Source organism: Pseudomonas soli, from assembly GCF_900110655.1.
GTDB classification, from domain to species: Bacteria; Pseudomonadota; Gammaproteobacteria; order Pseudomonadales; family Pseudomonadaceae; genus Aquipseudomonas; species Aquipseudomonas soli.
In genome coordinates this window covers 1-11,746 of sequence record NZ_FOEQ01000018.1, presented here as the reverse complement: position 1 = coordinate 11,746, position 11,746 = coordinate 1, and the positions used below count along the sequence as shown (strand labels likewise).

Below are 11,746 nucleotides of genomic sequence, written 5' to 3'. Positions count from 1 at the left end.
ATTTGATATAACTCATAACTATTTGAATTATATGAATTAATTTTTAGCGACTGCATGCTGGGCGCATTGCTCGTAATACGTCTGCTTGATCGCCGCAGGCTTCAGCCGCGAGCGACTGTTATACGTCTGCTCGGTGATCCCGAACGCCGTCATGCGCATCCATGGCTTGGCGAACTTGCGTGCCTGCAGCTTCTTGCGCGTGGCATACAGGGTCACCCCGGAAAGCTTGGCCTGTTGCGCCTCGGCGGCGATCTGCGCGCCCCAGCCGCACACCTGGCGATCGTTCTGGCTCAGGGCCCGGGCCTGGGCGCCAAAGGCGGTCGTGGCCAGCAGGCAGCCAGCCACGGTTGCTAGAATTACGCGCATGTTGCTGTCCTAAGCATCTGAAGGAAAACGAAGTTTGCCCGCGCTTTCGACGCCTGGGGGCCAGCAGTTTGCCGTCAGGCGATGGCCATTTGCAGGCCATCGCGCGAACGCCAGCGCAACGATTGCAGGGCCAGGGCGGCAACCCACAACACGCTGATGCCGTAGTTGAGGCGCTGGTACAGGCCGAACAGTTCACCGCCTTGCGCGGCTTTGGCCATCAGCACCACGGTGATCATCGCCAGCACCGAGCACAGTAGCGACCACCTTCCCAGCCAGGGGGAACCTGCCACGCGTTTGCCCAGCCAGATCCACAACACGCTGGCCAGGGTCAGCGAGAGGAACATCAGCAGGCCGCTGAGGTTGTGCATCTGTTGCGAGAATGACGGCTCCAGCGGCGCGCAGCCCTGGTCGCAGGGGAACCAGCCGGTACCCAGGCTGCCGACAGCGTGCAGCAGCACCAGCCCCGCGCTCAACCGAGCCAGACCCGAGTACTGCCAGCGCCGCGCCAGGCCCCAGCCGAACAGGCCGAAGAGCAACGCCAAGGGGAAGTTGTTGACCCAGGGCGAGAAGCCATGGGTCGGCGCGCCGACCGCGCCGAGCTGGCTCATGGCCTGTTGCAGATGGTCGTAGCCGGGATAGGCCAGGGCGGTCAGGCCAACGCCCGACAACAGCCAGAGCGGAATGAGCAGGCCAGTGGCGAGCAGCAGGCGATCGAACGTCTTCATGCGGTTTCCTTCCTTGGAGAGAGCAGGTCGCAGCCTACAGCGCGGGCATGTCCCATGGCCAGGCTCAATCGCCAACGAGCAGCATCACCAGCAGTACGCAGGCCAGCAGCGCCAGGTAGGCCCGGGCATGCACGTGGTCGGGGATGCGCCCCAGCAACGGCGCGGCCAGGTGCATGCCCAGCCAGGCACCGACGGTCATAACCAGGGCGGCGCGCAGGTCGATCAGCCCGAGCACGCCGGAGCCCAGGTCAGCCTGACTGCTCGGCACCAGGGCATAGACCAGCGTGGCCGCCAGGGCCATGGGCAGCGACAGCGGATTGGCCATGGCAGTGGCGGTGCGCATACTGGCGCCGCGGCGGCGCATCAGCGGCACGGTCATCACGCTGCCACCGACGCCAAGCAGCGCCGCCAGCGCGCCGATGGGCAGGCCGGCGAGGGTTGCGCCGGTACGGCTCATTTCAGCCAGTGCCTGCCCGCTTGTGCGGACGAAGCCCGGGCGCAGCCAGGCATCGAGCAGGCTGAGCAGGAGATAGGCGATGAACAACCCGCGCAGCCAGGCGCTGGTCACGTACAGGGCGGCCCAGGCGCCGAGCAGCGCCCCTATGGCTATGGCCGGCGCCAGGGGCCGCACCAGGTCCCAGCGCAGGCTGCCGGCTCGGTGGTGGCGCCAGGTGGCCAGGGCGCTGCTGAAGATCATCACCGTGGCCGAGGTGGCCACGGCGATCTGCATGGCATGCTCCGCCACGGCCGTGCCTGCGCCGTGGCTGGTCAGCAGCAGGGCATAGAGCAGCGGCACGGCGAAGAACCCGCCGCCGAAGCCGAACAGCAAGGTGGTGACGCCGGCACACAAGCCGAACAAGCCAAGCAGGGGGTAGAGCATGGGAACAGCCTCAGGGCCAGGACAGGGGCTCCCAGCGTAGGCCCCTGCCTCTTGGCCGGCTTGCGCCAATTGGCCAATAATCATCGCATCACGGCCAGAGCCTGTTGTCATGCGCAATGTTCCCCTGTCCCAAGTCGATGCCACCCCCCGTGCGGTACTGGCCATCGCCACCGATTACCCGCCCGACACCCTGTTGCCCAGGCACGTCCATCGCCGGGCGCAATTTCTGTACGGGATGAGCGGGCTGATGGAGGTGTTGACCGACGATGGCGCCTGGGTCATTCCACCCGGCAGCGGCGTGTGGATTCCTCCCGGCAAGCCGCACCAGGTGCGCATGCGCGGCGTGAGTACCCGCAGCCTCTACATCGAGCCGACAGCACTGCCTCGCCCGGGGCCGCTATGCGAGGCATTGCGTGTCCAACCGCTGCTGCACCAGCTATTGCTGGCCAGCGCCGAAGTGCCGGCACTGCATGACGAGGCGGGGCGCGACGGCCTGCTGCTGGGGCTGCTGCTGCACGAGCTGGGCCAGGCCGAGCGCCTGCCGCTGTTCGCGCCGATGCCGACGGAGCCACGTTTGGCGGCCCTGTGCCAGGCGTTCCTGGCGCAGCCGTTGATCCATGCCCGGGCCGAGGCCTGGGCGCGTCAACTCAACTGCAGCCCGCGCACCTTCAGCCGGCGTTTTCGCGAGCAGACCGGGCTGTCGTTCGGCCAATGGCGCCAGCAGGCCTGCCTGATGGCGGCGGTGACACGCCTGGCGGCAGGCGAGGCGGTGACGGCCATCGCCCTGGACCTGGGCTACGAGAGCCCCAGCGCATTCTCCAGCCTGTACCGCAAGGTCATGGGCCACACGCCCTCGGCGGCGCGCCACGGCGCATGAAAACCCGCCCGGACGTATGTGATCGTACAACTGCTTGCGCTATCATCGCGCCTGTCTTCCACAACCAGACAGACAGGGCATGACAGAGCAGCAGGTACAGGCACGGACCCGGCGCAAGCCACGCAGTCTGGCCCAGGAACTGGTCACGGTGCTGACCGAGCGCATTCGCAGCGGCCAGCTCAAACGCGGCGACAAGCTGCCCACCGAATCGCAGATCATGGCCGAGGAAGGGGTCAGCCGCACGGTGGTGCGTGAGGCCATCTCGCGGCTGCAGGCCGCAGGCCAGGTCGAGACCCGCCACGGTATCGGCACCTTCGTGCTGGACACCCCAAGTACCGGGGGTTTTCGTATCGACCCGGCGACCATCGTCACCCTGCGCGAGGTGCTGGCGGTGCTGGAGTTGCGCATTGCCCTGGAGATCGAGTCGGCGGGCCTTGCGGCCGAGCGTCGCAGCGACGAGCAACTGGCCGGCATGCGCGCCGCGCTGGACGAGCTCAACGAGGGCGCGGCCCATGCCTCGGATGCGGTGTCGGCGGACTTCCAGTTCCACCTGCGCATTGCCCAGGCCAGCGGCAATCACTACTTCGCCGACATCATCAATCACCTGGGCACCAGCATCATCCCGCGTACCCGGCTCAACTCGGCGCGCCTGGCCCATGACGACCAGGCGCATTACATGAGCCGGTTGATGCACGAGCACGAAGCGATCTACGAGGCGATCGCCCGGCGCGACAGCGAAGGCGCCAAGATGGCCATGCGCATGCACCTGAGCAACAGCCGCGAACGCCTGCGCCAGGCCCATGAAGAGGCCGAGGCGCAGCGGGGCTGACGTCCGAGGTGGTCAAACGCGTGGGAGCCCGGTATCAGGCCTGCTCCCACGTCGTTTCCAATCGCGTTTCCAGGTAGTCAGACTGCCCCTTCGCTCCACTGTCCATTCACCAGCCGCCGCAGCCCCAAAGGGTTGCCATCGCGCAACGCCTCCGGCAGCAAAGCCTGCGGGTAGTTCTGGTAGCACACCGGCCGCAGGAAGCGATCGATCGCCAGCGTTCCCACCGAAGTGCCACGGGCATCCGAGGTCGCCGGGTAAGGCCCGCCATGGACCATGGCGTCGCACACCTCGACCCCGGTCGGGTAGCCATTGACCAGGATGCGCCCGACCTTCTCTTCGAGCAGCGGCACCAGCCAGGCAAAGGCCTCGAGGTCGTCCGGCTCGCCGATCAGCGTGGCGGTGAGCTGGCCGCGCAGGCCGAGCAGGGCGGCGCGCAACTGTGCCTCGTCGGCGACCTCCACGGCCACCGTGGCCGGGCCGAACACCTCCTCCTGCAGCAGCGGGTCGGCCTCTGCCAGCAGGCGGGCATCGGCCTTGAACAGCTGGGCGCGGGCCTGATCGCCTAGCTGCGGCTGCCCCGCCAGATGCTGGATGCCGGCGTGGGCCTGCAGATGTTCCAGGCCGCCGACATAACTGCGCAGACCGCCGGCATTGAGCAACGTCTGGCCGGCCTGCTGATCCAGGTGCTGGCCCAACTCGCCCAGCAGTTGGCTGAAGCCTGGGGACTGCAAGCCGATCACCATCCCGGGATTGGTGCAGAACTGACCGGCGCCCAGGCACACCGAGCCTGCCAGTTCGCGGGCGATGGCCTCGCCGCGCTTGGCCAGGGCGCCGGGCAGGACGATCACCGGGTTGATGCTGGACATCTCGGCGAACACCGGAATTGGTTGCGGCCGCTCGGCGGCCATGCGGCACAGCGCGTCGCCGCCTTTAAGCGAGCCGGTGAAGCCGACGGCCTGGATGGCCGGGTGCTTGACCAGCCATTCGCCGACACCACCGCCGAACACCATGTTGAACACGCCCTTGGGCATGCCGGTGCGGTCGGCGGCGCGCAGGATGGCGCAGGCCACCAGGTCGGCGGTGGCCATATGGCCGCTGTGGGCCTTGAACACCACCGGGCAGCCGGCGGCCAGGGCCGCGGCGGTGTCGCCACCTGCGGTGGAGAAGGCCAGCGGGAAGTTGCTGGCACCGAACACCGCCACCGGGCCGACCCCGATGCGCATCTGGCGGATGTCCACCCGTGGCAGCGGCTGACGCTCGGGCAGCGCCAGGTCGATGCGCGCGCCGAGGTAGTCGCCGCGACGCAGCACCTGGGCGAACAGGCGCATCTGGCCGCTGGTGCGGCCGCGCTCGCCCTGGATGCGCGCGGCGGGGAGGGCGGTTTCACGGCAGACGATGGCGACGAAGTGGTCGTCGAGTTCGTCCAGTTCGGCGGCGATGGCTTCGAGGAACTCGGCGCGGCGGGCCGGGGGCAGTTGGCGGAACGCGCTGAAGGCGTCGGCGGCGGCGCGGGCGGCACGGTCGACTTCGCCCTCGGTGGCCTGGACGAAGCTGTAGGGCAGCGCTTCGCCGCTGGTGGCGTCGAGGCTGTACAGGCGTTGCGGGCCAAGGGCGCTGCGCTGGCCGGCGATGAAGTTGTGGCCGAGGATATTGGGCATGGAAACTCCAGGATGAGTGTTGAGCCAATGCGTGGGAGCGGGCTTGTCCCGCGATTGCATCATCGCGGGGCAGGTCCGCTCCCACGCCACCTGTGTCGTTCAGGTAATAGGGGCTGGGTTGAACAAGGTGATGTCGTTGTGCAGCCGGTGCTGTTCGGCCCAGGTCTGCCTGCGGCCGCTGGCCACGTCCAGGTAGAAATGGAACAGCTCCCAGCCCAGCTCCTCGATGCTCGCCCGGCCGCTGGCGATGCGCCCGGCGTCGATGTCGATGAGGTCCGGCCAGCGCTGGGCCAGCTCGCTGCGGGTACACACCTTGACCACCGGCGCCATGGCCAGGCCATAGGGCGTGCCGCGACCAGTGGTGAACACGTGCAGGTTCATCCCGGCCGCCAGTTGCAAGGTGCCGCAGACGAAGTCGCTGGCCGGGGTGGCGCAGAAGATCAGGCCCTTGCGCGTTACCCGCTCGCCGGGCCCGAGCACGCCCTGGATCGCGCCGCTGCCGGACTTGACGATCGAGCCCAGGGCTTTTTCGACGATGTTGGACAAGCCGCCTTTCTTGTTGCCCGGCGTGGTGTTGGCGCTGCGATCAGCGGCGCCCTGCTGCAGGTAGCGGTCGTACCAGTCCATTTCGCGCACCAATGCTTCGGCGACCTCCGGCGTTTCGGCGCGGGAGGTGAGCATGTAGATGGCGTCGCGCACCTCGGTAACTTCAGAGAACAGCACCGTCGCGCCGGCGCGCACCAGCAGGTCGGCGGCATAGCCCAGCGCCGGATTGGCGGTGATGCCGGAGAAGGCGTCGCTGCCGCCGCACTGCATGCCGAGGATCAGTTCGCTGGCCGGCACGCTCTCGCGGCGGCGCTGGTCGAGCTTTTTCAGGCGGGTCTCGGCCAGGGCCATGATCTGCTCGATCATCTCGCCGAAGCCCAAGGTTGCATCCTGCAGGCGGTACAGCCACGGCTCGCTGAGGTCCACGGACGGATCGCCTTCGTGCATCACCTGGCCGGCCTGGAGCTTTTCGCAGCCCAGGCTGATGACCAGCGCCTCGCCGCCAAGGTTGGGGTTGCGCGCCAGGTTGCGCACGGTGCGGATCGGGATGTAGGCGTCGCGGGCGTTGATCGCCACGCCGCAGCCGTAGCTGTGGGTGAGGGCGACCACATCGTCGACATTGGGGTAGCGGGGCAGCAGTTCGGCGCGGATACGCTTGACCGCATGGTCGAGCACGCCGGTCACGCACTGCACGGTGGTGGTGATGCCGAGGATATTGCGGGTGCCGACGCTGCCGTCGGCGTTGCGGTAGCCCTCGAAGGTGAAGCCGTCGAGTGGCGGCAGGGGGGCGGGTACGGCGTCGCAGCGTGGCAGGCTGGCAAGCTCGGGCGCGGCCGGCATCGCCAGTTGATCTTCCTTGACCCAACTGCCCTGGCGCAGGTCTGCCAGGGCATGGCCGATGACCTGGCCATAGCGGCGCACCGCCTCGCCCTGGCGGATGTCCACGGTGGCAACCTTGTGGCTCTGCGGCACGCTCTCGACCAGGGTCAGGCCATCGGCAAAGCGCGCGCCTTCGCCCAGGCCGCCGTCGTTGACCACCACCACGACGTTGTCGTCGGGGTGCAGGCGCACGTAGCGGGGCGACTCGGAATGTTCGATCAGCTGCATGGTTCAGGCCCTTCTTGTCTTGTCTCTCAGGCGTGGTGCTGTCGCCGGCGCCGTTGGGCGCCGACGTGTCCGGCTTACTGGCGGGCCAGTTCCGCATCGGGCGCAGGTTCGTGCTTGGGCGGCTCCTTGAGCTCGATGCGCTTGATCGGGCCGACGATCACCAGGTAGCTGAACACCGCCACCAGGGCGTTGGCGCCCACATACATAAGAGCCCATTTGAACGAACCGGTGGCGCTGATGATGTAGCCGATGACGATCGGCGTGGTGATCGAGGCGATGTTGCCGAAGGTGTTGAACAGCCCGCCCGACAGGCCGGCGATCTGCTTGGGCGAGGTGTCGGCGACCACCGCCCAGCCCAGGGCGCCGATGCCCTTGCCGAAGAACGCCAGGGTCATGAAGCCGACCACCATCCATTCGGCCTCGACGTAGTTGCAGAACACCATGGTGGTCGACAGCAGCAGGCCGCAGACGATCGGCAGCTTGCGCGAGAAGGTCAACGAGTTGCCGCGGCGCAGCAGCCAGTCCGACAGCACCCCGCCGAGCACCCCGCCGATGAAGCCGCATACCGCCGGCAGCGAAGCGATGAAGCCGGCCTTGAGGATGGTCATGCCGCGCTCCTGTACCAGGTACACCGGGAACCAGGTGAGGAAGAAGTAGGTGATGGCGTTGATGCAGTACTGGCCGAGGTAGACGCCCAGCAGCATGCGGCTGGTCAGCAGCTGCTTGATGTAGCCCCATTTCGGGCCGTCGCCGCCGCGTTTCTGGTCCATGTCCACCAGGCCGCCGTTCTGTTCGATATGGTCGAGTTCGGCCTGGCCTATGCGTGGGTGCTGGCGCGGGTTGTAGATGGTCTTCATCCACACCGCCGAGAACACGATACCCAGTACGCCCATGACCACGAACACATGTTCCCAGCCGAAGGTGAAGACGATCCAGCCCATGATAGGGGCGAACAGCGCGGTGGCGAAGTACTGCGCCGAGTTGAAGATCGCCGAGGCGGTGCCGCGCTCCTGGGTGGGGAACCAGGCCGCGACGATCCGCGCGTTGCCGGGGAACGACGGCGCTTCGGCGAAGCCCACCAGGAAGCGCAGGGTGAACAGCGTGACCACCGCCCAGGCCACCGGCAGCCCGCCGACGAAGCCCTGCAGCAGGGTGAACAGCGACCAGGTGAAGATGCTGAAGGCGTAGACGTTCTTCGAGCCGAAGCGGTCGAGCAGCCAGCCGCCGGGGATCTGCCCGGCCACGTAGGCCCAGCCGAAGGCGGAGAAGATGTAGCCGAGGGTGACCGCGTCGATGCCCAGGTCTTTCTGCAGGCTGGAGCCGGCGATGGCGATGGTGGCGCGGTCGGCGTAGTTGATGGTGGTCACCAGGAACAGCATCAACAGGATCAGGTAGCGTACATGCGTCTTTTGCGTCGCTTGCATGCTGGTTACTCCCACTCGTTATTTTTATACGGGGATTGGTTGTAGGCCGGAGCGGGGCGTCCCTGCTCCGGCGGCGGCTTTGGCAGGCCGCGGGGTGCTCGCTTATTGCGGGCCCATCTTGTCCATCAGCGCCGCGAGCATCTCGTACTCCTGCGCGGTGAGGTCGGTCAGCGGCGTGCGCACGGGGCCCGCGTCATGACCGGCGAGCTTCGCCCCGGCCTTGACGATGCTCACGGCGTAACCGGCCTTGCGGTTGCGGATGTCCAGGTACGGCAGGAAGAAGTCGTCGATCAGCTTGGCCACGGTGGCGTGATCGTCGCGGGCGATGGCGTGGTAGAAGTCCATCGCGGTCTTGGGCACGAAGTTGAACACCGCCGACGAATACACCGGCACTCCGAGCGCCTTGTACGCCGCAGCATACACCTCGGCGGTGGGCAGGCCACCCAGGTAGCTGAAACGATCGCCCAGGCGGCGACGAATCGACACCATCAGCTCGATGTCGCCCAGGCCGTCCTTGTAGCCGATCAGGTTCGGGCAGCGCTCGGCCAAGCGTTCCAGCAGGTCGGCGTTCAGCCGGCAGACGTTGCGGTTGTAGACCACCACGCCAATGTTCACCGCCTTGCACACCGCCTCGACATGGGCGGCGACGCCGTCCTGGCTGGCTTCGGTGAGGTAGTGGGGCAGCAGCAGCAGGCCCTTGGCGCCCAGGCGTTCAGCCTCTTTGGCGTATTCGATGGCCTGGCGGGTCGAGCCACCGACGCCGGCGAGGATCGGTACCGAGGTGGCGCAGGTGTCGACGGCGGTCTTGATCACCTGGCTGTACTCGCTGGCGGCCAGGGAGAAGAACTCGCCGGTGCCACCGGCGGCGAACAGCGCGCTTGCGCCATACGGGGCGAGCCATTCCAGGCGTTTGACATAGCCTGCGGGGTTGAAGTCGCCGGCCGCGTCGAAGTCGGTGACGGGGAACGACAGCAGGCCGTGGGAGAGGATGGATTGCAGTTCTTGTGGATTCATTGTTATAGGCATCCTGTGGCGCTTGGAAGGAGGGGTACCAAGGTTGGAGGTAAGTTATCGTACAACTTGTTCTGTGACTAGCCCTGTCCATGGATTTTCTGCGGGGGTAGTGATCAGATCTGGCCTCAGCGCGTGGGCAGCCCGCGCCTATAGTCATGACGTGACAGCTCTGCCGGGCTGCGGGAGCGGGCTTGCGCTGCGATAGGGGCGGCGAAACGACACGAGACCTTACGAGTCATCGTATCTCTATGAGGGAGAGAGGAAAAAAGATCGCGGAGACAGGCACAAGCCCGCCGCCCGCTTCCACGGGAGGTGTTCTGGGACCAGCAGAGGGTGACCGTGGGAAACGGGGGCGACCTTGCGCCGCCCCGCGATCAAAGCTAACGAAGCTTCAGAGGGTCAGGCGGCCTGGTTGCGCTTGACCTGGGACTTGCGGACCTGGGCGCGGCAGGCGTCGCCGAAGGCCTGGAACATCTTGATCGAATCGGGGTTCTTCGCCGCCTGCCACTCCGGGTGCCATTGCACCGCGAACAGGAAGGGCGAGATGCTCGGGGCGTGGATCGCCTCGACCAGGCCATCCTCGGCATGGGCGATCGGCTCGATGCCGGCGCCCAGGTTGCGCAGGCCCTGGCCGTGCAGCGAGTTGACGCGAATTTCGTCGCTGCCGAGGGTGTCGCGCAGCCAGCTGCCCGGCTTGATCTTCACGCCGTGCACCTGGGCGTACTGGACCTCGACCGGATCTTCGGGGTTTTCCCGGTGGTCGTTGAAGCCTGGCTCGGCGTAGACCTTCTGGTAGATGTCGCCACCGAGGGCCACGTTGATTTCCTGCATGCCGCGGCAGATGCCGAAGATCGGCAGGCCACGCTTGATCGCCGCCTTGACCAGCGGGATGTCGAACAGGTCGCGGTCCTTGTCCTGGCCCTTGCCGGGCGTCTGGTTGTCCTGGCCGTAGAGGGCCGGGTCGATGTTGCTGCCGGCACCGGTCAGGTACACGCCGTCGGCCATGTCCAGGTAGGTCTCGAGGTCTTCAACGCCGCAGCAGGTGGGCACCAGGACCGGAACACAACCGGAGAACTCGACCAGCGGGGAGATGTATTTGTGTGTCATGACCTGATAGTCATGGCCTTTGCGCTCTTGGCTGCCCATGGTCATGAGGACGACGGGTTTGCGCAGGGAAGGTTGCTTGTTGCCAATGTTGCTGTTGGACATATGTCACCTTGAGACAGGTCATGCCTGTCGTTGTTGTGCAGGCGCACGGCCGGGGCCTTGAGTGCTGCCTGAAGCCCCGAGCACTGCCGGCTCGCCCTGCAGGCGATGTCGGTCGGGGCCTGACTCATAGCTTGCCAGAGCCGTTCGATATGTCAAACGAGTGACGAACCCTCAAGCCGCCATTTTTCGGGGGCTGTAGGCGGTCGGAGCCTTGGGCGACAAGGGTTTGGCGCAAGCTAGGTCAATAATATTTAACGACGCAGTCGGCTCTTTGCACCAATGCAATGTCATGCAGGCATGTTCCGCAAAATCATTACGCCCAGCCCAGCCCAGCCCAGCTTTTGCCTTTGCCCTTGCTGTTGCTTCTAAGCGCGCGATAGTTCAGGCGACACAAATTGCGACTTCAAGAGGCCGAACGGAGGGCTTGCGCAGGGAGGTGACGGGCATGGATGCCCGTCAAGCGCCGATCAGGCCATGGATGGCCCGTCGGCGCGTCCTCCCGGAGCAAGCCCGGAGTGAGGGGACCCCGGAGCGAAGCGTAGGGGCCGTATGAACGGAGCCGAACGGTTTTGCCTCCTTTTCCCAAGAGAAAAGGAGGTCGCCGTAAAGGCGAAAAGGTGAGTATGCGTCGACATGGCGAATGAATGCGTATATAACTTTCAAAACACACGCTGTGTAAGTCAAAGTCAAAGTCAAAGTCAAAGTCAAAGTCAAATGCGATCGGCGTGGGTTTTCACAGTTTTAAGCGCATTCATTTGCTATAATGACGCATAGTCACCTTTTCGCCCTTACGTGAACTGACCCCCGAAAGTTGGACACCTGATCCCCAACCGGAGGGTGTTCCATGACGAAATACAACCTGGCACTCAAGCAGATACTCATCGAAGAGTGCCTTTCTGCCCGCAGTGTTCATGAGGTGGCGCTCAAGCATGACCTGAGTCCATCGCTGTTACGCCGCTGGGTAAAGGGCTACGAGCAACACGGTGCAGCCGGTTTGATTGCCAAGTACAGCCACTACGACGCGCAGTTCAAATTGAAGGTTTTGCAGTGCATTGAGCAAGACGGACTGTCCGCTCAGCAAGCTTGCGTGCAGTTTGATATCCGCGGCCCG

The 11,746-nt window shown here is 65.7% G+C and carries 11 protein-coding genes; 3 read left to right on the top strand and 8 right to left on the bottom strand.

The window, feature by feature from the left end; all coding sequences use genetic code 11:
* Nucleotides 1-36: 36 nt before the first annotated feature.
* From BMY03_RS24790 to BMY03_RS24780, 3 genes are all read right to left on the bottom strand, one after another.
* Nucleotides 37-366 (bottom strand): hypothetical protein, encoded by a 330-nt coding sequence (locus tag BMY03_RS24790; RefSeq protein ID WP_023631866.1) that lies wholly within the window; start codon nt 364-366, stop codon nt 37-39.
* Between the two features lie 74 nt (nt 367-440).
* Nucleotides 441-1,091, bottom strand: coding sequence for a DUF998 domain-containing protein (locus BMY03_RS24785; protein ID WP_094012520.1), 651 nt, complete (start codon nt 1,089-1,091; stop codon nt 441-443).
* Between the two features lie 64 nt (nt 1,092-1,155).
* Nucleotides 1,156-1,971: a sulfite exporter TauE/SafE family protein gene (locus tag BMY03_RS24780; RefSeq protein ID WP_094012519.1), complete on the bottom strand. Its 816-nt coding sequence runs from the start codon at nt 1,969-1,971 to the stop codon at nt 1,156-1,158.
* A 109-nt stretch (nt 1,972-2,080) separates the two neighbouring features.
* Between BMY03_RS24780 and BMY03_RS24775 the strand changes: the two genes are divergently transcribed.
* Both BMY03_RS24775 and BMY03_RS24770 read left to right on the top strand, forming a co-directional pair.
* Nucleotides 2,081-2,848 (top strand): AraC family transcriptional regulator, encoded by a 768-nt coding sequence (locus tag BMY03_RS24775; RefSeq protein WP_094012518.1) that lies wholly within the window; start codon nt 2,081-2,083, stop codon nt 2,846-2,848.
* A gap of 79 nt (nt 2,849-2,927) precedes the next feature.
* Entirely contained in the window at nt 2,928-3,677 is a 750-nt protein-coding gene (locus tag BMY03_RS24770) for a FadR/GntR family transcriptional regulator (protein ID WP_023632887.1), read from the top strand.
* A 77-nt stretch (nt 3,678-3,754) separates the two neighbouring features.
* On the opposite strand, the gene BMY03_RS24765 is transcribed toward BMY03_RS24770, so the two are convergent.
* From BMY03_RS24765 to BMY03_RS24745, 5 genes are all read right to left on the bottom strand, one after another.
* Nucleotides 3,755-5,335, bottom strand: coding sequence for an aldehyde dehydrogenase (NADP(+)) (locus BMY03_RS24765; protein ID WP_094012517.1), 1,581 nt, complete (start codon nt 5,333-5,335; stop codon nt 3,755-3,757).
* A gap of 99 nt (nt 5,336-5,434) precedes the next feature.
* Entirely contained in the window at nt 5,435-6,988 is a 1,554-nt protein-coding gene (gene garD, locus BMY03_RS24760; RefSeq protein WP_094012516.1) for a galactarate dehydratase, read from the bottom strand.
* Between the two features lie 74 nt (nt 6,989-7,062).
* Nucleotides 7,063-8,412, bottom strand: a complete 1,350-nt coding sequence (locus tag BMY03_RS24755; RefSeq protein WP_094012515.1) for an MFS transporter — start codon at nt 8,410-8,412, stop codon at nt 7,063-7,065.
* Between the two features lie 102 nt (nt 8,413-8,514).
* Nucleotides 8,515-9,426: a 5-dehydro-4-deoxyglucarate dehydratase gene (gene kdgD, locus BMY03_RS24750; RefSeq protein WP_038706239.1), complete on the bottom strand. Its 912-nt coding sequence runs from the start codon at nt 9,424-9,426 to the stop codon at nt 8,515-8,517.
* 399 nt (nt 9,427-9,825) lie between these two features.
* Nucleotides 9,826-10,635, bottom strand: coding sequence for a gamma-glutamyl-gamma-aminobutyrate hydrolase family protein (locus BMY03_RS24745; protein WP_046855389.1), 810 nt, complete (start codon nt 10,633-10,635; stop codon nt 9,826-9,828).
* 844 nt (nt 10,636-11,479) lie between these two features.
* On the opposite strand from BMY03_RS24745, the gene BMY03_RS24735 reads away from it, so the two are divergent.
* A partial coding sequence (locus BMY03_RS24735; protein ID WP_143067577.1) for a helix-turn-helix domain-containing protein occupies nt 11,480-11,746 on the top strand: 267 nt, incomplete at its 3' end.

Excerpts from the sequence above, each read along its gene's own strand:
- BMY03_RS24790 (WP_023631866.1), bottom strand. The coding sequence starts at position 366 with ATGCGCGTAATTCTAGCAACCGTGGCTGGCTGCCTGCTGGCCACGACC.
- BMY03_RS24785 (WP_094012520.1), bottom strand. The coding sequence starts at position 1,091 with ATGAAGACGTTCGATCGCCTGCTGCTCGCCACTGGCCTGCTCATTCCG.
- BMY03_RS24780 (WP_094012519.1), bottom strand. The coding sequence starts at position 1,971 with ATGCTCTACCCCCTGCTTGGCTTGTTCGGCTTGTGTGCCGGCGTCACC.
- BMY03_RS24775 (WP_094012518.1), top strand. The coding sequence starts at position 2,081 with ATGCGCAATGTTCCCCTGTCCCAAGTCGATGCCACCCCCCGTGCGGTA.
- BMY03_RS24770 (WP_023632887.1), top strand. The coding sequence starts at position 2,928 with ATGACAGAGCAGCAGGTACAGGCACGGACCCGGCGCAAGCCACGCAGT.
- BMY03_RS24765 (WP_094012517.1), bottom strand. The coding sequence starts at position 5,335 with ATGCCCAATATCCTCGGCCACAACTTCATCGCCGGCCAGCGCAGCGCC.
- garD (WP_094012516.1), bottom strand. The coding sequence starts at position 6,988 with ATGCAGCTGATCGAACATTCCGAGTCGCCCCGCTACGTGCGCCTGCAC.
- BMY03_RS24755 (WP_094012515.1), bottom strand. The coding sequence starts at position 8,412 with ATGCAAGCGACGCAAAAGACGCATGTACGCTACCTGATCCTGTTGATG.
- kdgD (WP_038706239.1), bottom strand. The coding sequence starts at position 9,426 with ATGAATCCACAAGAACTGCAATCCATCCTCTCCCACGGCCTGCTGTCG.
- BMY03_RS24745 (WP_046855389.1), bottom strand. The coding sequence starts at position 10,635 with ATGTCCAACAGCAACATTGGCAACAAGCAACCTTCCCTGCGCAAACCC.